The sequence below is a fragment of the Methyloceanibacter sp. genome (genome assembly GCF_049590335.1).
Taxonomy (GTDB): domain Bacteria; phylum Pseudomonadota; class Alphaproteobacteria; order Rhizobiales; family Methyloligellaceae; genus Methyloceanibacter.
Genome location: NZ_JBAWCQ010000020.1, coordinates 1 through 18021, shown reverse-complemented (window position 1 = coordinate 18021; position 18021 = coordinate 1). Strand labels below are relative to the sequence as shown.

General features: G+C 62.7%; 15 protein-coding genes and 1 pseudogene. 7 read left to right on the top strand and 9 right to left on the bottom strand.

All coding sequences use genetic code 11. The features are described 5' to 3' along the window. Both WBQ77_RS01595 and WBQ77_RS01590 read left to right on the top strand, forming a co-directional pair. The coding region (locus WBQ77_RS01595) for a carbohydrate porin (RefSeq protein ID WP_424058624.1) at positions 1 to 1217 on the top strand (1217 nt) is incomplete at its 5' end. An 82-nt stretch (positions 1218 to 1299) separates the two neighbouring features. After that, positions 1300 to 2265 (top strand): metal ABC transporter substrate-binding protein, encoded by a 966-nt coding sequence (locus tag WBQ77_RS01590; RefSeq protein ID WP_424058622.1) that lies wholly within the window; start codon positions 1300 to 1302, stop codon positions 2263 to 2265. 189 nt (positions 2266 to 2454) lie between these two features. Here the strand turns inward: WBQ77_RS01590 and WBQ77_RS01585 are convergent, their stop codons facing one another. The 9 genes from WBQ77_RS01585 to WBQ77_RS01545 all read right to left on the bottom strand — a co-directional run bounded on the left by WBQ77_RS01585 (position 2455) and on the right by WBQ77_RS01545 (position 13719). Further along, positions 2455 to 3453, bottom strand: a complete 999-nt coding sequence (locus WBQ77_RS01585) for a CHAD domain-containing protein (protein WP_424044775.1) — start codon at positions 3451 to 3453, stop codon at positions 2455 to 2457. A gap of 97 nt (positions 3454 to 3550) precedes the next feature. Continuing rightward, on the bottom strand, positions 3551 to 4162 hold the full coding sequence (locus WBQ77_RS01580) for a thiamine phosphate synthase (protein ID WP_424058620.1): 612 nt from the start codon (positions 4160 to 4162) through the stop codon (positions 3551 to 3553). Between the two features lie 8 nt (positions 4163 to 4170). Beyond that, positions 4171 to 4959: a thiazole synthase gene (locus tag WBQ77_RS01575; protein ID WP_424044788.1), complete on the bottom strand. Its 789-nt coding sequence runs from the start codon at positions 4957 to 4959 to the stop codon at positions 4171 to 4173. 13 nt (positions 4960 to 4972) lie between these two features. Beyond that, positions 4973 to 5170: a sulfur carrier protein ThiS gene (gene thiS / locus WBQ77_RS01570; protein WP_424058618.1), complete on the bottom strand. Its 198-nt coding sequence runs from the start codon at positions 5168 to 5170 to the stop codon at positions 4973 to 4975. Next, positions 5148 to 6170, bottom strand: coding sequence for an FAD-dependent oxidoreductase (locus tag WBQ77_RS01565; protein WP_424058616.1), 1023 nt, complete (start codon positions 6168 to 6170; stop codon positions 5148 to 5150). Before WBQ77_RS01565 ends, thiS begins: the two co-directional genes overlap by 23 nt. Positions 6171 to 6238: 68 nt before the next feature. Then, positions 6239 to 7999: a gamma-glutamyltransferase gene (gene ggt / locus WBQ77_RS01560; RefSeq protein ID WP_424058614.1), complete on the bottom strand. Its 1761-nt coding sequence runs from the start codon at positions 7997 to 7999 to the stop codon at positions 6239 to 6241. Positions 8000 to 8046: 47 nt separating this feature from the next. Further along, positions 8047 to 11475 (bottom strand): error-prone DNA polymerase, encoded by a 3429-nt coding sequence (locus WBQ77_RS01555; RefSeq protein WP_424044782.1) that lies wholly within the window; start codon positions 11473 to 11475, stop codon positions 8047 to 8049. Beyond that, positions 11472 to 13037 (bottom strand): Y-family DNA polymerase, encoded by a 1566-nt coding sequence (locus WBQ77_RS01550; protein WP_424058612.1) that lies wholly within the window; start codon positions 13035 to 13037, stop codon positions 11472 to 11474. The genes WBQ77_RS01555 and WBQ77_RS01550 overlap by 4 nt, the downstream gene beginning before the upstream one ends. Next, entirely contained in the window at positions 12952 to 13719 is a 768-nt protein-coding gene (locus WBQ77_RS01545; RefSeq protein WP_424058610.1) for a hypothetical protein, read from the bottom strand. Before WBQ77_RS01545 ends, WBQ77_RS01550 begins: the two co-directional genes overlap by 86 nt. Before the next feature lie 435 nt (positions 13720 to 14154). Between WBQ77_RS01545 and WBQ77_RS01540 the strand changes: the two genes are divergently transcribed. The 5 genes and pseudogenes from WBQ77_RS01540 to WBQ77_RS01520 all read left to right on the top strand — a co-directional run. Next, positions 14155 to 14997, top strand: coding sequence for a class I SAM-dependent methyltransferase (locus tag WBQ77_RS01540; protein ID WP_424044125.1), 843 nt, complete (start codon positions 14155 to 14157; stop codon positions 14995 to 14997). A gap of 59 nt (positions 14998 to 15056) precedes the next feature. Then, a complete protein-coding gene (locus tag WBQ77_RS01535; RefSeq protein WP_424058608.1) occupies positions 15057 to 15665 on the top strand; it encodes a L,D-transpeptidase in 609 nt (202 codons plus the stop codon). Between the two features lie 236 nt (positions 15666 to 15901). Further along, positions 15902 to 16068 (top strand): annotated as a pseudogene (locus WBQ77_RS01530) (Flp family type IVb pilin). Between the two features lie 223 nt (positions 16069 to 16291). Next, complete coding sequence (locus WBQ77_RS01525) at positions 16292 to 16924, top strand: DUF1007 family protein (protein ID WP_424044123.1); 633 nt, start codon at positions 16292 to 16294, stop codon at positions 16922 to 16924. Further along, positions 16921 to 18021 (top strand): nickel/cobalt transporter (locus WBQ77_RS01520; protein WP_424058606.1); only part of this gene is annotated, 1101 nt, incomplete at its 3' end. The genes WBQ77_RS01525 and WBQ77_RS01520, both read left to right, overlap by 4 nt.

The window sequence follows — 18021 nt, the reverse complement described above, 5'->3', positions numbered from 1 at the left end:
TCGTAGATCGCCTAGTCGGTGACGCTCCGTCCAACCTGCACGAGATGGGAATCGACGTCGGTGGTGCCTACATCTCAGAGTCCTTTTACAATTGGGGCGGCTTCGATGAGGGCGGTGAGTATCAGGGTATTCTCGACCTCTACGTGAGTGCGGATATGAAGAGGCTGGGGCTGTGGGACGGTCTCTGTTTCTTTGCCAACGGTTATCAGATTCACGGTAATTCAATAACGGTCGCCAACATTGGCGGTCTTATGCCTGTCACCAGCTTCGAAGCCGTCCCAGCCACGCGGCTCTTTCAGCTTTGGTTCGAGCAGTATCTGTTCAACGAAACGGTGTCCGTCCGTTTCGGTCAGCTTGCAGCGGACGAGGAGTTCTTCTTGTCCGAGGGCACCGGCTATTTGATTAACGGCACATGGGGTTGGGCGTCAAAAGCGGCAGAGAACACACGCGGCGGCGGTCCGGCCTATCCGTTGGCCACGCCTGGCGTGCGCGTCGCGGTGACGCCAACAGAACAGACTCATCTAATGGTCGGTGTGTTCAACGGCGACTCCGCGCCGGAATGCAATAAGGACGGTGGCAATCCGCAGCGCTGCAACCCCGATGGTTTGGACTGGGGCTTACGCGACCGGCCCCTGCTCATGGTGGAAGGCGCCTATAGCTATGCCTTGCGCGGTGATGAACTTCCCGGAACCCTAAAGTTTGGCGTCTGGAACCACTTCGGCACATTCGAGAACAATCGCATCGACGTCGGGGGAGAACTGATTGCTATCACCAACAACCGAGGCAAGCCTATCGAAGGCAACTACGCTCTCTATGCTGTCCTGGACCAACTGATTTGGGCTGCACCGGGGGCCGCGGAGGGTCAAGGCATCGGCTTTTTCACCCGGTTTGCCGGTGCGCCTCAAGATCGCAACCTCATAGATTTCTACTTCGATGTGGGTCTGATCTTTACGGGTATGATCCCAGGGCGCCCAGACGATGCGTTAGCCATTGGCTATGCTTATACCGGCATCTCCGATGACGTGCAGGCCTTCAATCGCGACGCTGGCGAGCCGATCGGCGCGGGTTACGAAGCCCTGATCGAAGTAGCCTACACGATGAAGGTGATGGATGGTTGGACGCTTCAGCCGGACTTCCAATACATCTTTCATCCGAGCGGCGGCACAGAGGCCGACGATGCGCAAGTCGTTGGCTTGAGGAACACGCTCGCCTTCTAGGCACGCTGAAGCCCCAGATGCCCAACACTCAACGTCGCAAGAAAACTCTCTAAGTCTAAAGCGCTAAACTCATGGAGTTACGATGAAGCCCTTCAGTTTATCAAAGCTAGTTGTTGCCGCGCTCTTAGTGCTCGGCTTAGCGTATCCAGCTCACGCAGACGACAAGGTCAAGGCTGTCGCCTCGTTCAGCATTCTCGGCGACATGGTGAAGAATGTGGGCGGTGATCGCGTCGAGGTCGTGGAACTTGTAGGCCCCGACGGCGACGGCCACACGTATAGTCCGACGCCTGCCGATGCCAAGACGCTGGCCAGCGCGCAGATCTTCATCGTCAACGGGCTTGGCTTCGAAGGTTGGATGGAGCGGCTCGAGAAGTCCTCCGGCTTCAAGGGGAAGAAGGTCGTCGCGAGCACCGGCGTCCAACCCATCAAAGTTGAAGACGAGCACGAAGATCATGACAAGCATGGCAAGGATAGCCATGAAGATCATGCGGGTGGCCATCACCACCATCACGGCGACACGGATCCTCACGCCTGGCAGAGCCTTACGAATGGCGCGATCTACGTAGCCAATATCCGCGACGGGCTGATCGCCGCCGACCCAGACGGCAAAGCGATGTACGAAGCCAATGCGGAAAAATACTTAGCGGCGCTCAAGAAAGAAGACGTCGCAGTTAAGGCCGCAATTGCTGCTCTGCCTGAGGCCCGCCGGAAAGTTATTACGAGCCACGATGCGTTCGGGTATTTCGGCGAGGCCTATGGCCTTGAGTTTATGGCGCCCGAGGACGTGAGCACGGAGAGCGAGCCTTCAGCGAAGGATGTCGCCGAAATCATTCGCCAAATCCGTAAGGAGCGGATCCCGGCAATCTTTATGGAGAACATCACCAATCCGAAGCTCGTAGAGCAAATCTCACGCGATACGGGTGCAAGGATTGGCGGGACTCTTTACAGCGATGCGCTGTCTGGCCCCAACGGGCCTGCCCCGACCTATCTCCACATGTTTAAGCACAATGTTGAAACGCTCGCCTCAACGCTGGCGTCCTCTTCTTAAGGGCAGCGGGGCGTCAGCTTCGGCCACCGCCCCATTCTCCTGGCAGCATGTCCTTCTCCACTTCGATGCCAATGTCCGCTTTTGGCACTTAGCGGACTCTTTAAGGGGGCTCGGCTCGCGTTCGCTATCGGGTGTAAAGCGGACACCCCGCAATGCTTTCAACTTATGCCTTTTTTATGGGTACACGGCCTAGTTTTGCCCGCCGTAATTCAAGTGGCTCATTACGTCCGACCGCGCGTCGTCGATCGCAACCACGTTGTCTTCCTGACGTGCTGGCTCAACGGGCTTTAGCACGCCGATAGCGGTGGTTGTCCAATAAGCATGGATACGGCCCGCGAAGGGCTGGGGCTTTTCGACAAAGAGCCGCTGTCCCCGGATCTTGGCGTCCTTTCGCAGCGCTTTCATACGGATTTTGCAACGCTTCAGGAAGTCCGATATGTCGTCTGGACTCCCAAAAGTCATGGTCGGGGCCGTGGCGAGATGCATCAGATTTGCGATGTCATGGTCGTCGCCAAGGGTCTGGGAGAGCCCACGTGCAGCCTCGGCCCGCGCACTGAGTTCGGACGGCCAGCATGGGGTGAGCAATTGCATCTGCCGCCAATGCCGCTGGACGCCTTTGCGCCAATCGTGAAGGACTTCCGGGTTCTTCGATCTGAAGGCCGATTTGAACTGTTGCCGTGCGCAGCAATAGCTGACCTCCAGTCCCTTCGAGATGGGCGTGAAATCGTCGGGATAGACCACGAGACTTGCGAAGCGGGGCCGGAGTTCCAGCAGCATTTCCAGGGATTGCGAGGCGGAGCTTTGCTCGAGGTTGCGTTCGGCCTCCTTGCGGCGCCTCCGCAGCCAGCCGCGCATCGCGTCGATAGGACCATCACCGAGCCCCGGCTCCGTATTGCGTTCCAGCACATTCAGCGCATCGAACAGGGCGTGGGCATCGCGGGCCGCCGCTAGGCCCTTGCCGATACGGGCGACTCGCCGGTTCAGGTTGACGTAGAGCGGGTCGGGCATGCCGGGCCGGGCCAGAACGAGCAGGGAGCGCAGCCGTTTGAAGCACTTCCGAGCGCTATGAACCCCCTTGTGGCGGTCTGGCGGCGCGGCCAGCGATGTGTGAGCGATGTCCAACTCGGCCAAGGCAACGGAACGCAACGCCTCGCTCACGGGCAAGGCTGGGTCAAGCCGGTAACTCATCGATTCCCCGCAGTCGTGAAACTTCGATGACAATTTTTCCGGTGACCGCTGCCAAAGGTCAAGTCCTCTCCTTCGGCTGCCCATGTGACCCTCGTTCCTATCGTCCGCGCAGGGGCTGTGTGAGGGACATCCAGGTTTCGGTTCGCTGCTCCGGGCTTTGATGCGTCACGATGTCAGTGATGACGGCCACGCTGTCCGCTCCGGCCACAAACACGTCTGGCGCGCGTTCCGGAGTGATTCCGCCAATGACCACAAGGGGGCAGGCGATCCGCGCTTTCCAGGTGGCGATGCGCTCAAGGCCCTGTGGCGCCCAGGGCATCTTCTTCAGCAGCGTGGGATAGATAGGGCCGAGCGCTACATAGTCCGGTGCGGCGGCGAGCGCGGTCTCAAGTTCCTCGTCGCTATGGCTACTAATGCCGACCTTTATCCCCGCGCGCCGGATCGCGGTTAGGTCCGCACTTGCGAGATCCTCCTGACCCAGATGGACGAAATCTGCGCCAGCGTCGATGGCCGCGCTCCAATAATCGTTGACGACGAGCTGGCAGCCCGCCTTAGCGCATAAGCGGAGCGCTTTTGTGATTTCCGCTTCGACCACCTCGTAGGATGCATCCTTGATGCGGAGCTGTACCAGTCTGATCCCCACGGGCAGCAGCCGCGCTAGCCAGTCGGTGTCCCGTACGATCGGGTAGAAGGGATCGAGTTGGACCATGTCGCCGGTCAGGACACGTTGTCGATCTTGAAGAACGGTGTGCCGACCACCGGCGTCGATGGCGTGGCCATGTCGCGCGGTTCCACTATGCCCGCCTCAAAGGCGAGCCGCCCGCCTTCGACTGCACGGGCGAAGGCGCGCGCCATCGTCACGGGGTTTTCGGCTTTGGCGATGGCCGTGTTGAGAAGGACCGCGTCGTATCCCAACTCCATGGCCTTCGCGGCATGGGACGGTGCCCCCAGGCCCGCGTCGACAATGAGCGGTGTGTCGGGAAAATAGGCGCGCATGGTCTGGAGCGCAGACTTGTTGGCAAGCCCTTGGGCTGACCCGATGGGCGATCCCCAAGGCATGAGCACGTCGCAGCCCGTGGCCACCAGGCGCTCGGCCACGCTCAAATCCTCGGTGGTGTAGGGCAAAACGTCGAAGCCTTCCGCGTTGAGCTCGGCTGCCGCCTCCACGAGACCGAACACTTCCGGCTGGAGCGTATCGTCATTGGCGATGACTTCGAGCTTGATCCAGTTCGTCCCGAAAAGCTCGCGCGCCATCTGTGCGGTCGTGATGGCTTCCTTGGCCGTGCGGCAGCCCGCCGTATTGGGAAGGACCCTGCGGCCCAATTCCTCGATCAGCCCCCAGAAGCCTTGGCCGGTTTTGGCACGGGCGGATTCGCGCCGCAGCGATACGGTGACGATCTCGGCGCCCGAGGCTTCCGCCGCCTGCCGCAACAAGTCGGGCGAGGCGTACCCGGCCGTGCCGAGCAGCAGGCGCGAGGAAAATTCGATGCCGTAGAGCTTCAACATCAGTGATCCTGTCTTAGCCACCTTGTCTTGGGGCCACGATTTCGATCTCGTCAGCCTCCGCCAGCTGGGTGTGTGCGCGTGCGGCGGTCGCCACGAAGCAGCCATTGACTGCCGTTGCGATTCTTGCGCCGGCAAAACCGAGCACGTCGCAAAGCTCGTCTAGGCTGCTTGCCTCCGTCGTGAAGCGCTCACCGTTGACCAAAATCTGCAATGAAGACCTCCGGATGGGTGACGCCGGTCTCCAGATAGTGCGTCACCAATTCGGCCATGACCGGCGCCAGCAAAAAGCCGTGCCGGTACAAGCCATTCACAAAGATATAGCCCGAACTAGTGATAATCCTAGGCCGGTTATCGGGAAAGGCTGGCCGTACGCCCGCGGAGAGGGAAAGAATTTCTGCCTCCCCGAACGCGGGATCGAGCACATAGGCGGCGCTGAGCAGTTCCAGGGCCGAACGCAGCGTTACCGGGCCGCCATCCTCGCGCTCGATCGAGGTTGCGCCGATCATGAAGACGTTGGCCCCCGTCGGATCCTCGCCCCACGGTACGAGGTAGAGCGGGAAGCGCGGATGTAGCAAACGCACGGGGCGTTCGAAGGCGATCTCCGTGGCGCGGACTACGATGCGCTCGCCGCGCACGCCACGGAGCGTCGGCAGCATGTCCTGGGCTCCAAGGCCCCGGCAATCGATTACGAAATCGGCGCCCGGCGGCGTTTCGCCAGTGCCGAATTGGATGATGGCGCCCGCGTTCTGCACTTCGTTCAAGAGGAAGGCTAGCGCCGCGCCGGGATCTAGATGCGCTTCGTCCGCATAGAACAGGGCGGTTTCGAAATTGGGCGTTAGTCCCGGCTCCAGCTGTTCCAGCTGAGCGGCATCGAGGCGGCTTGCGCCTCGCGTCATGCGCTCAAAGCGATCGAGGAGTTTGCGGTCGCGGGGCGGCGCGACCACAAGGCTTCCGGCGGCAGCGAGATCCGGATAGACAGCCTGCCACAATTGTATGCCCCGCATGCCCAGCTCGCGGATGACGGGCTCGGCGCTTTCTTCCTCGCAGCGCGGGGCGAGCATGGCGCCGGCATAGGGGCTGCAGGCATCTGTGAATGGTTCGGCGGACTGCTCCGCGACAATCACGCGATGGCCCTTTTTAGCGAGCGTCAGCGCTTGCCAGAGCCCGGTGACTCCGGCGCCGCGAATCGCGATTTTATAGGGGGAGGTCATAGTCTTTGATTTGCCTGCCGTTGCGCGCCGTCAGAGGCATAGCCGCCGCACCCGCGGTTACCAAGTGTTCAATCACCGAGCGCGATGCCGTCGCGACGGGGGTCGGCTCCGCCCTTAAGCCCCTCAGGTGTGACCGCGATGATATGCTGACCGCTGGTCATCGGTATGCGCTTCACCTTGTGACCCTTCGCCGCGAGCGCTTGTTCGAGCTCGTCCCACTCGGCACCGGTCTCGAGGAGAACGCCGTGCGGCGTGCCACCGAAATTGACCAGAGCCGCAGCCTCAGCCGGGTTCATTCCCCAATCGATCAGCGCGAATATCGCCTTCAGATTGAACAGAATTATGCCGGCGCCACCTGGGGAACCCAGCACGTAATCGAGATCGCCGTCGGGGCCGAAGATCAGAGTCGGATCCATGGAGCTGCGGGGCCTCTTTCCCGGCGCGACGCGGTTGGCGATATCCATGCCGTCCTTGTCCTTGGGCAGGAAGGAGAAATCGGTCAGCTGATTGTTGAGCAGGAAACCGCGCACCATGCTCCGCGCGCCGAAAGCGAACTCGATGCTCGTGGTCAGCGAAAAAGCATCGCCACTGTCGTCGACCACGGAAACGTGGCTGGTGCCGCCCTTCTCTTTTGTGGCGTCGCGTCCGAAGGCCTGGGTTAGGTCTGGCGGTGTCCCGTGGGTGACGGTTTCCGCCGCGCGGTTGGGATCGATCAGTTTTCGCCGCGCCGCCAGATAGTCTTTGTCGAGCAAGCCGTCCACAGGAACGGCGACCTTGTCCGGGTCGGCGAGGTAGCGCGCGCGGTCGGCGAAAGCGAGACGCTCGGCCTCGGCGATGATATGCGCGGCGCTGGCATCCATTGGCGTCGTCCCGAGGTCGAATGGGGCGACCAGGCCGAGCGTCTGTCCGACGGCGACGGCGCCCGACGAGGGCGGGCCCATGCCGCAGACTTCGTGGCCGCGATAGGGGACGCACACGGCCGGACGCGTCTTCGCCTGATAACCGGCGAAGTCGGCTTCGCTGAGCGTGCCCGCACCACGCGGATCGTTCTGTACCGATTTGGCGACATCGGTGGCAATCGGGCCTTTGTAAAAGGCTTCGATCCCGTCGCGTGCGATGATCTCGAATGTCTCCGCGAGCTGTTCGTTCTTCAAGATGTAGCCGGCTGGACGTGGTTGGACGTTCTCGTCGAAGAAATAGGCACGTGCGGTAGCATCGAACGTGTTGGGGTCGGCATTGCTCAGCATCTTTGCGAGCCTTGCGGTGACGGGAAAGCCGTCGCGGGCGAGCGCAATAGCAGGCTGGAATAGTTCGGCCCAGGGCAGCTTGCCGTATTCGTCGTGCACGCGCTTGAGCATGGCGAGCACACCGGGAACGCCGACGGACCGGCCGCTATGCATGGCGACGGGGCGGGGCAGGGGTTTGCCGGCCGCATCCAGAAAGACATCGGGTGTCGCGCCCGCCGGTGCGGTCTCGCGGCCGTCATAGCTGGTTAGCGTTTTTTGCGCGACATCCCAGTAGAGCACGAAGGCGCCGCCGCCGATGCCTGAGGACTGCGGCTCGACCAGGGTCAGCACCGCTTGCGCGGCGATGCCCGCATCGATGGCCGCGCCGCCTTGGCGCAGCATCTCAAGGCCCGCCTCGGCGGCCAGCGGGTGCGCGGCGACGATCATATGCTTTTTGGCTTTGACGAGCGGCTTCTGCGCCAGACCGCTCGCGCCTTCGGGCAGGTCGAGCGCGGAAGCCGGTCCAATCAGAAGGACGAGGGCCGTCAGGACGGCGAGAATACGATGAGACAGTGGATTTCGGTGCGACATGGGGCGCAGCATATCCACTTTCACCACGCTCGCCAGTCACGCGTCCGTTAGCCGCGCGGCTAATGAAAATCGCGGGATTTGGGAATGATGCGGGTCTCTCTCGGGTGGCAGCGGGGATGCCAGCGCGGATGACGGGCCTCGCCCTTGCGGGCAGGTTCGCCGCTCTCGGGCCGTTTGACGTGATCGGCGGCGGCAAGAGGCGGCAGCAGGCCGGGTTTGGGTTGCGATCCGCGCCATGAGCCTGGGTCGGGTCTTCGAACCTCGTCGGCATTTGCGAGTGCGGCCTCGAGCGCTTTGCCGTCCTCGGACAGACGATCCAGCCAGTGATTCTTGTCTTCAAGCCGCGTCGCCACGACGTGAATAATGTCCTCGTGCCGCTGCACGCGGCCATGGATCACCACAAGCCGCGCGCCCATGACGACTTTTCTCATGCGCTCCAGGACCGTGGGCCAGATCACTGCGTTGGCGACGCCCGTCTCATCTTCGATGGTCATGAACACTACGCCGGAGGCCGAGCCGGGACGCTGGCGCACTAAGATCACGCCGCCGACGCTGACCCGCATCCCGTCCGTCATGGCCTTGACCTGCCCGCAAGAGACGATGCGGGCGGCTGTGACGTGCGTCCGCAGGAATGTCATCGGATGGGCTTTGAGCGAGAGCCGCAGCGTGCGGTAGTCATCCACCACATGCTCGGGCAGCGGCATGACCGGGAGCGCGACATCCGGCTCGCGGCCGATCTCCGTGGTTATCGCGTGTTCGAAGAGCGGCAGCGGGATTTCCTTGGGCAGGCCGCGCACGGCCCATAAAGCTTGCCGCCGGTCGAGCCCGAGCGAGCGGAAGGCATCGGCGCTTGCAAGCCGTTCGATGCTGGCGCGGCCAAGACCGCTGCGGCGCCACAAATCCTGTATGCCGGCATAGGGACGGTCGCGCCTGGCCACGGCTTGCTCTGCATCGGCTTCGCGAAATCCGTCGATCTGTCTCAGGCCAAGACGAAGCGCGCATCTTAATTGCCCTACCGCGCCTCGCGCACCTTGAGGGCTGGAAGGCAGTTTCTCCAGTGTGCAGTCCCAATGGCTGTGATTGATGTCGGGCGCGCGTGCCTCGACGCCATGTTCGCGGGCACAGCGCACGATCTGGGCCGGCGCGTAAAAGCCCATGGGCTGGGCGTTCAGAAGCGCGCAGGCGAAGACATCCGGATAATGGCATTTGAGCCAGGACGACACATAGACAAGATGGGCGAAGCTCGCCGCATGGCTTTCGGGAAAGCCGTATTCGCCGAAGCCTTTGATCTGGTTGAAGCAGCGTTCGGCGAAATCCTGCGGGTAGCCGCGCGCGGTCATGCGGCCGACCATCTTGTCCTGGAGCGTGTCGATCGTGCCGCGCCGCCGGAACGTCGCCATGGCGCGGCGAAGCTCGTTCGCCTCGTCGCCGGAGAATTTCGCGGCCTCCATAGCAAGGCGCATGGCCTGCTCCTGGAACAGCGGCACGCCCATGGTCTTGCCGAGCACTTGGTGGAGCTCGTCCGGCGGCCCGTGGTCTGGATGGGGCGAGGGGAAGTCGACGGCCTCGTCGCCGGAGCGGCGGCGCAAATACGGATGCACCATATCGCCCTGGATAGGGCCGGGACGCACAATGGCGACCTCGATGACGAGATCATAGAAACAGCGCGGCTTCAGGCGCGGCAGCATATTCATCTGCGCGCGGCTCTCCACCTGGAACACGCCGATGGAATCGGCGCGGCAGAGCATGTCGTACACGATTGGATCCTCCCGCGGCACAGTGCCGAGCGCGAGGTCCCTACCGTAATGCTCTTTCAGCAGCGCGAAGGCCTTGCGGATGCAGGTGAGCATGCCGAGGCCGAGCACATCGACCTTCAGCAGGCCCAGCGCGTCGAGATCGTCCTTGTCCCATTCGATGACGGTGCGGTCTTCCATGGCCGCATTGCCGATGGGCACGAGCTCGGATAAGGGCCCGCGTGTCAGCACGAAGCCGCCCACATGCTGCGACAGATGCCGAGGAAAGCCGAGCAACTCATGAGCCAGCGCAAGGCAGCGGGCAAGGCGTGGATCGGATGGGTCGAGCCCCGCCTCGCGCACATATTTGTCCGGCAGGCCAGTGTTGCTGAGGCCCCAGATCGTGCCGGCGAGCGCGGCAAGCGTATCTTCCGACAGTCCCAGCACTTTGCCGACCTCGCGCACGGCCGAGCGACCCCGATAGGAGATGACGGTGGAGGCCAGCCCTGCGCGGTCGCGGCCATAGCGCGCGTATATATATTGAATCACCTCCTCGCGGCGCTCGTGCTCGAAGTCCACATCGATATCGGGCGGCTCGCGGCGTTCGGGCGAAACGAACCGTTCGAACAGGAGGTCGATCTCGGTGGGATCGACATTGGTTATGGCCAGGCAATAGCACACGGCGGAATTGGCGGCCGAGCCGCGTCCCTGGCAGAGAATGCCGACGGAGCGTGCGTAATGCACGATGTCGTAGACGGTGAGAAAATAAGGCGCGTAGTTGAGCTCTTCGATGAGCGCGAGTTCCTTCTCGATCGTGCTGCGGACCTTGCCGGGGATCCCGTCCGGGAAGCGCCAGGCCGCCCCGTCCCAGGTCAGCGCTTCCAGATGACCTTGGGGTGTATTGCCTTGGGGAACCGGCTCGTCCGGATATTCGTATTTCAATTCGTCGAGCGAGAAGCGGCAGCGTTCGGCGATTTCGACCGTGCGTTCCAGCGCTTCCTCATAGCCCTTGAACAGCCGCGCCATTTCGGCGGGCTCTTTCAGATGCCGCTCCGCATTCGCTTCGAGGTGAAACCCTGCGTGGGCAAGGGTGCACTTTTCGCGAATGCAGGTGAGCACGTCTTGGAGCGGGCGGCGTTTGGGGGCGTGATACAACACGGCGCCAGTGGCAATGAGTGGGATGTGCGTACGGGCGGCGACGCGCGCGGATTTTTCGATCCGTATACGGTCAGCGCCACGATAGCTGTGATGCGCGGCAAGATAGAGCGGGCCCCTCAAGGCGCCTTTGAGGCGCAAGAGTTCCTCTTCGAAACGGGCGTCGTCCGGCCTGTCCTCGCCGGGATTGTTTTCTCCCCTTAGGGCGATGAAGATCAGGCCATCCGCATGCTCTGCTACGTCGTCGAGAAACAAAAAGCAGTCGCCCTTTTCGGCGCGCCGCTGCCCGCGTGTCAAAAGGCGGCAAAGCCTGCCGTAAGCCGCGCGGGAGGTGGGATAGGCGAGAAGAGACGGCGCGTCCGCCAAGATCAGCCGCGCGCCGACGATGAATTGGATGCCGGCCTCTTTCGCCGCGATATGGGCCCGCACCACGCCGGCAAGCGTATTGGCGTCCGCGACCGCGATCGCCGCATGCCCGAGCGCTGCCGCTTGCGCCACGAGTTCCTCGCCGTGAGAGCCGCCCCGCAGAAAAGTGAAGTTCGTGGTGACGTCGAGTTCGGCGTAGCGGGGCTCGGAAGCGGGCGTCGAAGAAAAGGTCATGGGAGCACCCCATGCAGAAACCAGCGCGGGGGCTCGCGCTCTTGCTCACCCCGCTCTTGATAAAGTCCCTCGCGGAAGACCCAATAGCGGCAGCCGTCCTCGTCCTCGATGCGGTAGTAATCGCGCGTCCGCTGCGTCGCGCCGCCGTCGAAGGCGCGCCACCATTCGGGTGCGATGCGCTCGGGCCCCTCCGCCTTGACCACGCGGCGGTTGACGCGCCGCCAGGTGAAACGGGCCGGAGGTCCTTCGGGGATCTCCGCCATGACGGTCACACTTTCCGGTTTAGCGAGCAGAAGGGGCGGGCGCGGCGGCTTCTCTAAGTAAGTGCTGCTAGAGCTGCCGTTCCAGGCGGGCAGCTTTGAAAAGGCGTTTTGCGTCGTTTGCGCCAGCTCCGGGATGTGGCTCTCTTGCGGGAAGAGGCGCCGTACGGTGCGCGGCCCCAAACGGCTCACGAGTGCGTCGATGAGTTTTTCGGGGCCGGGCTTGCGGGCGGTTGCGCTAAGGGCGGTTTGCTCCGGGTGCAGATCTTCTACGGCAAGGGCCGCGAAAGTCATGAGGTCGACCCCGAACCCCATGTCGATCGTATCGAGCTTTTCCTTGAGGAGGCGCACGAAATGCGCCGCCGTCGCCGACGGCGCGCTCAACCCGGCTTCGAGTGCAACTGAGGAGCCGTCCGTGCGCGCGGCCCATAACACCACACGCCGGGCGCCGGCACCGGCACGCGTTAACGTGCTGCAAAGCACGCCAGCGAGGCGTTCAAGACCGGCAAGAACTCCGTCGTGAGAGATGAGCGGATCGGCGAAGGAGAGCCGCGCCACGAAATCCGGCGCGGGCAGAAGCGGTGCGTGCGTCTCGTTCCGCCACCCAAGTGCTTCGTCGAGGCGGCGCAAAACGCTTTCCGCCGCGTCCTTTGAGTGAAAGCGCCGTTCGAGGCTGGCGCGCGGCAGGCCGTAAAGCTGGCCGATGCGTTTCAGCCCCAGCCGCTGCAAGAGGAGAACCGTCTTAGGGTCGAGGCGCAGGGCCTCGATGGGGAGAGGCGCGAGCGTTTCCGGCGCGGTGCCGGATGCGGATGTAACAGGGCTGCGGCGCGCGAAGCGGGCCAGCGCTGAGGCGCCCCCGAGCGTGTCGGCACACCCAAGCCGCGCGCTAAAACTCATTCTGGCAAGACGTCCGGCAAGATTGGCAAGGAGTTCGGGTTCGCCGCCGAAAAGATGCGCGACGCCGGTCGTGTCGAGCCAGAGCCCGTCCGCGCCGTCCACGTTGAGGGAAGGGCTATAGCGGGAGGCCCAGCGCGCGAGGGCTTCCAGGAAAGCCGCATCATTGTCCGGGGCGTCGGGCACGGTTAGCAGCGCCGGGCAGACGGCCCGGGCATCGGCCAGCCGCATGCCAGGCCGCAGCCCCTCATGCCGGCAGGGGGTGTTGACGGCCGTGAGAGTCAGACCGTGCGTGTCGCTGCCCACAAGTGCGAAGGGTTTCTTAGCCGGTGGCGGTGTGCGGCCCGCGTGCAGGCGCTCTCGCGTCAGCCGCTCGATCGGAAGATGCGGGAACCACACATAGACCATTCTGCGCGCCGCCTTCGGTGTTTTGTTCGGCATTTTGGCGATCGGGCTCATGACCTGCCTGCACATGAAAGCTTGCGCCTTCTCTTAGCGGGTTTGTTATTTGTCCTACCGCGCATTGCCCACCTTGAGGGCTGTCTGCGCCGGCCCGCCTGCGTTCGAGGGAGAGGCGCCAACAGGCGGGGCCGGGGGCGCCTCCGCCGAAGCTGGCGCCCGTATCGAAAGGGATATGGGCGCTTGCCTCCGTGGCGATCCGCCAGCGCGTGAGCGTGCCAGGGACTTTTGCCCCTCCATGGTCGGTGAGGAGGAAGCACGGCGTTCCGGCGGCGCGGGCGGCAAGGCCGAGGCGCCGGGCCATAAGCGGGGTTTTGATCTTGGTTTGGGCCAGAGCTGCGATCGGCGCGGTGCTTTTCAGCCCTTCTTCAAGCGCCCAGGCGGCCTCTTCCGCGTTGCGCGTCTCGACGACGAGGACACGCGCCGGGTCCAGCCCTGCTTTGAAAAGACCAGGACCATAAGGGCGCCCCCATTCTTGGGTTTGCCGCCGCGTCATGCACCAGAGCACCAGGCCAGGGCCTTGCCGTTGGATCTCGGCGATCACGGACAGGGCAAGGCCAAGCCCGGCCGGCGTGTCGCGATAGGCATGGGGTTTGATCTCGTGCAAGCCGCCTTGGTGCAGCGCGCTCAAGGGGCTTTCCGAAGGGGCGCTCGGGATGTCGGGGGCCGCGGTTGGCGGCGTTAAAGAGCAGGCGGGACGGGAAGGGGCCGCACCCGGCGCGGGGGGGATAGCTAGGGAAACGGGAACCTGCTCAAGAGTACGGATAGACGCCCGCAACTGCTCGATCAGGACCCTTCCCGTAAGACCGCCTGCTCTTTCTTCAACGTCAGCCGGCGGAACGAGGGCACTAAAGTCGCCGTCTGGAACGTTGTTACGCATTACTGACACCCCACTTTTGTTCCTGTTTTGTTCTTAGTCTTGAGTCGGGCGAGAGTCAAGAGTGGTCGATGGCGGAGTCCCTCCCAATTTCGGCGCGCTCCGGCACAAATGCCGCGCTTGCGTGGCGGCACCGGCGCTCTCATGTAGAGCTTGTTTAAACACCATGACACGAGGGAGGAGCGGTATATGAGCCAGACTATTTCGGCATCCGATTGGGCCACTGAGCGGGGCAAGAAATGGCGCGATCAGCTATCCGGCATGGAAGCGATGATCCATCCCGTGACGGCGCCGCTCGTCGATGCCCTTGCGCTCGACATGCCTCTCCGGATTGCCGATATCGGATGCGGCGGGGGTGGTCCCACGCTGGCGATTTCCCGGCTGGCCGCGGCAGGCAGTGCGGTCCATGGCATCGACATCTCGCCGGATCTGATCGAAATGGCCCAGGCCCGTGCCAATACCGCCAGCGGCGAGATCGCTTTCCATGTCGCCAATGTCGAGAGCGCATCCCCGCCCTGTGCCCCCTATGACCGGTTGGCGTCGCGGTTCGGCATCATGTTTTTCGACAATCCGCCTGTCGCCTTCTCCAACCTCGCGTCCTGGCTTGTGCCCGGCGGCCGCATCGCGTTCGCTGTCTGGGGCCCGCCGGCGAACAATCCGTGGATGACGAGCTTTCGCGAGGCGGCGTCTCAAGTGGTCGACGTGCCGCCGCCCGATCCCAATGCACCCGGCCCGTTCCGCTATGCCGGAGAGGACACGCTGCTCGGGCTTCTCGCCGACGCCGGATTTGACGACTTGGAGGTCCAGCACTGGCGGGACACGATTCCTCTCGCGGGTGGGCTTCCCGCAGGCAAAACGGCGGACTTCGCGCTTCAGTCATTCTCGATCGGCGATGCACTCGCCGAAGCCGACGAAGCCGTCCTGGCTGCTGTCCGCCATCTCCTCATCCAGCGCTACGCCGAGCATGAGCGAGACGGTGCCGTCCACATGGATGCCCACGTCCATATCGTCACCGGTGTCCGGACAGCTTAGAATCGGGTCGAATCTCCGTTTGAGCTTTTGGGACGCTTGTTTGGATTTTGCTAACCAGAATGGCTGCACGCTTCTGGAAAGAAGCGAAACCGGTTCTTGTGATGCGTATCCTCGGACTTTCGTCCGCCGCAGGGCTTGCGGTGGCGCTGATCGCCTTGCCGGCGGGCCACGTCTCGGCGGGGCTGTTTGATTCGGTCACATCTTCCCACCAGCAGCGGTCCCGCGTGGTTGGCCGACACCTTGTGTCCTTCCCGCCCGGCTACGAGCCCGGGACGGTCCTCGTCCAGTTCATCCGCGCCAGGCTCTATTACGTTCTGCCGAACCGCAGAGCCATCGGCTACCCGATTGCTACGCCCAAGGGCGACGCCCGCTGGTCCGGCGAGACCCATGTCAGTGCAAAGAAGGTGAACCCCAGCTGGACGCCCACGGCCGAGATGCGCCGGGAGAATCCCGATCTGCCGGCTCATGTGCCTGGCGGCCATCCGCAGAATCCGCTGGGGGTCCGGGCCATTTATCTCGGCAAAAGCCTCTACCGGATCCACGGCACCGATGCGCCCTGGTCGGTGGGGCAGGCGGTCTCCCATGGCTGCATCCGCATGTACAACCAAAATGTCGCCGATCTCTACCAGCGCGTTCCAATTGGTATGCGGGTGTTTGTGACATGGTAAGCCGCAAGTAAATAGGAAGTAGGCATCCGATTAACAGCTAGAAAAATTGGCGAATCTATGGGGTTTCGCAGTTTTTCCATTTGCGAATTCATTACCTTTTTGCCGCTGTGTTTATCGGATCGTTTTAAGCACTGTCTAACCCGCACCTGCTAGCTTCCACATCAGGTTCCACGGGCCAAACGGAGTGCGGTGCGGGGCCGATATTTAAAAGCTATTTATGTAATGGGAGAGTCCAAATGACTTCTATCAAGCGCTTTATCAAAGACGAGTCCGGTACCACAGCTATCGAGTATGTCCTGATTGCCGCCGGTATCGCCGTTGCGATCATCACCGTTGTCGGTGCGGTCGTACGGATCTGAGCGGCCTTTTTGGCCGCGTCTCTGCCGCGCTAGTCGCTGCGTAGAGCTAAAAATCCTGAACAAGAGGGTCCGGTCTCGCAGAGAGGCTGGGCTCTCTTTTCATTTCTTGCCAGTTGCGCGTCGTCCCTTGTCGGGACGATTTTTTTGCGTAGCGCCGCCCCAAAATCCTCCATAATTCAGGCCTAATCCGCCCTGTCGATTCGTGGGAGCCAAGCCTTGCCTTATTGGAGTAGACGCGCATGCCGCGCGGTCCTGACATTGGCGCTTATGGGCGCGGCTATTTCTTGCTTCGCGGCCGCCGCAGACGCACACCCTCACGTTTGGGCGACGGTGCGGTCCGAGGTCGTCTTCGGCCCCGAGAAGAAAATCACCGGCATCAAACATGCATGGACGTTCGACGAATTCTACAGCGCCATGGCGGTGCAAGGGCTCGATGCTAACGCCGACGGCACCTATGCCAAGGACGAGCTCGAACCGCTCGCGAAAGTGAACGTCGATTCCCTGAAGGACTTCGACTACTTCACGTTCGTCCGCCGGGATGGAGACGAAAAATTTCTGCCGCTGAAAGGGCCGCAAGACTATTGGGTCGAGTACGACGGCACGGCGCTGACGCTGCATTTCACCTTGCCTCTGGAAACCCCGCTCGATCCCGGGTCTAAAAAAGTCACCGTTGATGTTTACGACCCTTCGTTCTTCGTGGCCTTTGGCTTCGCCGATAAGGCGCCCATCAAGCTCGCGGGATCCGCGCCGGGCTGTGCCGCGAAAGTCGCCGAGCCCGACCCGGAGGCGGCCGAGGATGCCAAGGCCCTGACCGAATCCTTTTTCAGCCAGCTCGGTCCGAACGCCAACTATGGTTCGCAGTTCGCGCAGACCGTGACGGTGACATGCGGCGCGCAGTGACACAGATTCTTCTCGGTTGCTTGGGGCTGGTGCTTGCGGTGCTCGTGCCGTTCGCGCCAGCCAAGGCTCAGGTTTTGGCTCAAGCGCCACAGTCGCCGCCGTCCGCCTTCGGCGCGCCCGCGCAGCGCCAAGCCCCACCCCCGGCCTTTGCCGCGCCGAAAGGTGCGGCAGCACCGCAGACTGCGCCCGTTCAAGCCGCGCCTCTCAAGGGGCAAGGGGCGCTAAGCGGCCTTCAGGCCTGGATCATCCAGACGCAGCAAAAGCTGCTGCGGCCGCTTGCCGCCGCGATCAAGAGGCTCAAAAGCGGCAATGCCTGGGGCGCCGGGTTGTGGCTCGCCGGGCTCAGCTTCGTATATGGCGTCGTCCATGCGGCGGGACCCGGTCACGGCAAGGCGATCATCTCCTCCTACGTTCTTGCCAATCGGGAGACGGTACGCCGCGGTATTTTCATCTCGTTTCTCGCGGCTGCCGTTCAAGGGTTAATGGCCGTTGCGTTGGTCGGTGTTCTGATCATCGCGCTCAAGGGCACGGGCATTCAGGTTAGCAGCTGGGTCAAGCAGCTCGAGACCGCCAGCTACGCGCTGGTCTTTCTGGTGGGGCTCTCACTTCTCGTCTCGACCCTGTGGCGGTTGTGGCGTCGCCGGAACGACGCGGGCGCGGGTCATGATGACGAGCGGCACGACGACCACGCGTATCATCACCATGACAGCGGCGGCCATGCGCATGCCCACGATCATCACCAACACCATGATCACGACCATGAGTCCTGCGAGGCCTGCGGTCACATCGTCGACGTGAGCCAGATTGCCCAGCCGATGAGCTGGCGGAAGATCCTGGCGGTCGTCATGTCCGTCGGGATCAGGCCGTGCTCCGGCGCGGTTCTCGTCCTGGTCTTTGCTCTGGCGCAAGGGCTCTTCTGGGCGGGTGTCGCTTCGACCTTCGCGATGGCCTTCGGAACGGCGATTACGGTCTCGGTTCTTGCCGCACTGGCAATCGGTTCACGGAATTTGGCGCTTGTCCTCGGCGGCGACAATGCGCGCTGGGCGGAGATGGTCTGGATTGTTTGCTCGATCGGCGGTGCGTTGCTTGTGATGATG

Bases quoted from the DNA above. Each gene is read 5' to 3' on its own strand.
- WBQ77_RS01590 (WP_424058622.1), top strand. From the start codon at position 1,300: ATGAAGCCCTTCAGTTTATCAAAGCTAGTTGTTGCCGCGCTCTTAGTG.
- WBQ77_RS01585 (WP_424044775.1), bottom strand. From the start codon at position 3,453: ATGAGTTACCGGCTTGACCCAGCCTTGCCCGTGAGCGAGGCGTTGCGT.
- WBQ77_RS01580 (WP_424058620.1), bottom strand. From the start codon at position 4,162: ATGGTCCAACTCGATCCCTTCTACCCGATCGTACGGGACACCGACTGG.
- WBQ77_RS01575 (WP_424044788.1), bottom strand. From the start codon at position 4,959: ATGTTGAAGCTCTACGGCATCGAATTTTCCTCGCGCCTGCTGCTCGGC.
- WBQ77_RS01565 (WP_424058616.1), bottom strand. From the start codon at position 6,170: ATGACCTCCCCCTATAAAATCGCGATTCGCGGCGCCGGAGTCACCGGG.
- ggt (WP_424058614.1), bottom strand. From the start codon at position 7,999: ATGCTGCGCCCCATGTCGCACCGAAATCCACTGTCTCATCGTATTCTC.
- WBQ77_RS01555 (WP_424044782.1), bottom strand. From the start codon at position 11,475: ATGACCTTTTCTTCGACGCCCGCTTCCGAGCCCCGCTACGCCGAACTC.
- WBQ77_RS01550 (WP_424058612.1), bottom strand. From the start codon at position 13,037: ATGGTCTATGTGTGGTTCCCGCATCTTCCGATCGAGCGGCTGACGCGA.
- WBQ77_RS01540 (WP_424044125.1), top strand. From the start codon at position 14,155: ATGAGCCAGACTATTTCGGCATCCGATTGGGCCACTGAGCGGGGCAAG.
- WBQ77_RS01535 (WP_424058608.1), top strand. From the start codon at position 15,057: ATGGCTGCACGCTTCTGGAAAGAAGCGAAACCGGTTCTTGTGATGCGT.
- WBQ77_RS01525 (WP_424044123.1), top strand. From the start codon at position 16,292: ATGGGCGCGGCTATTTCTTGCTTCGCGGCCGCCGCAGACGCACACCCT.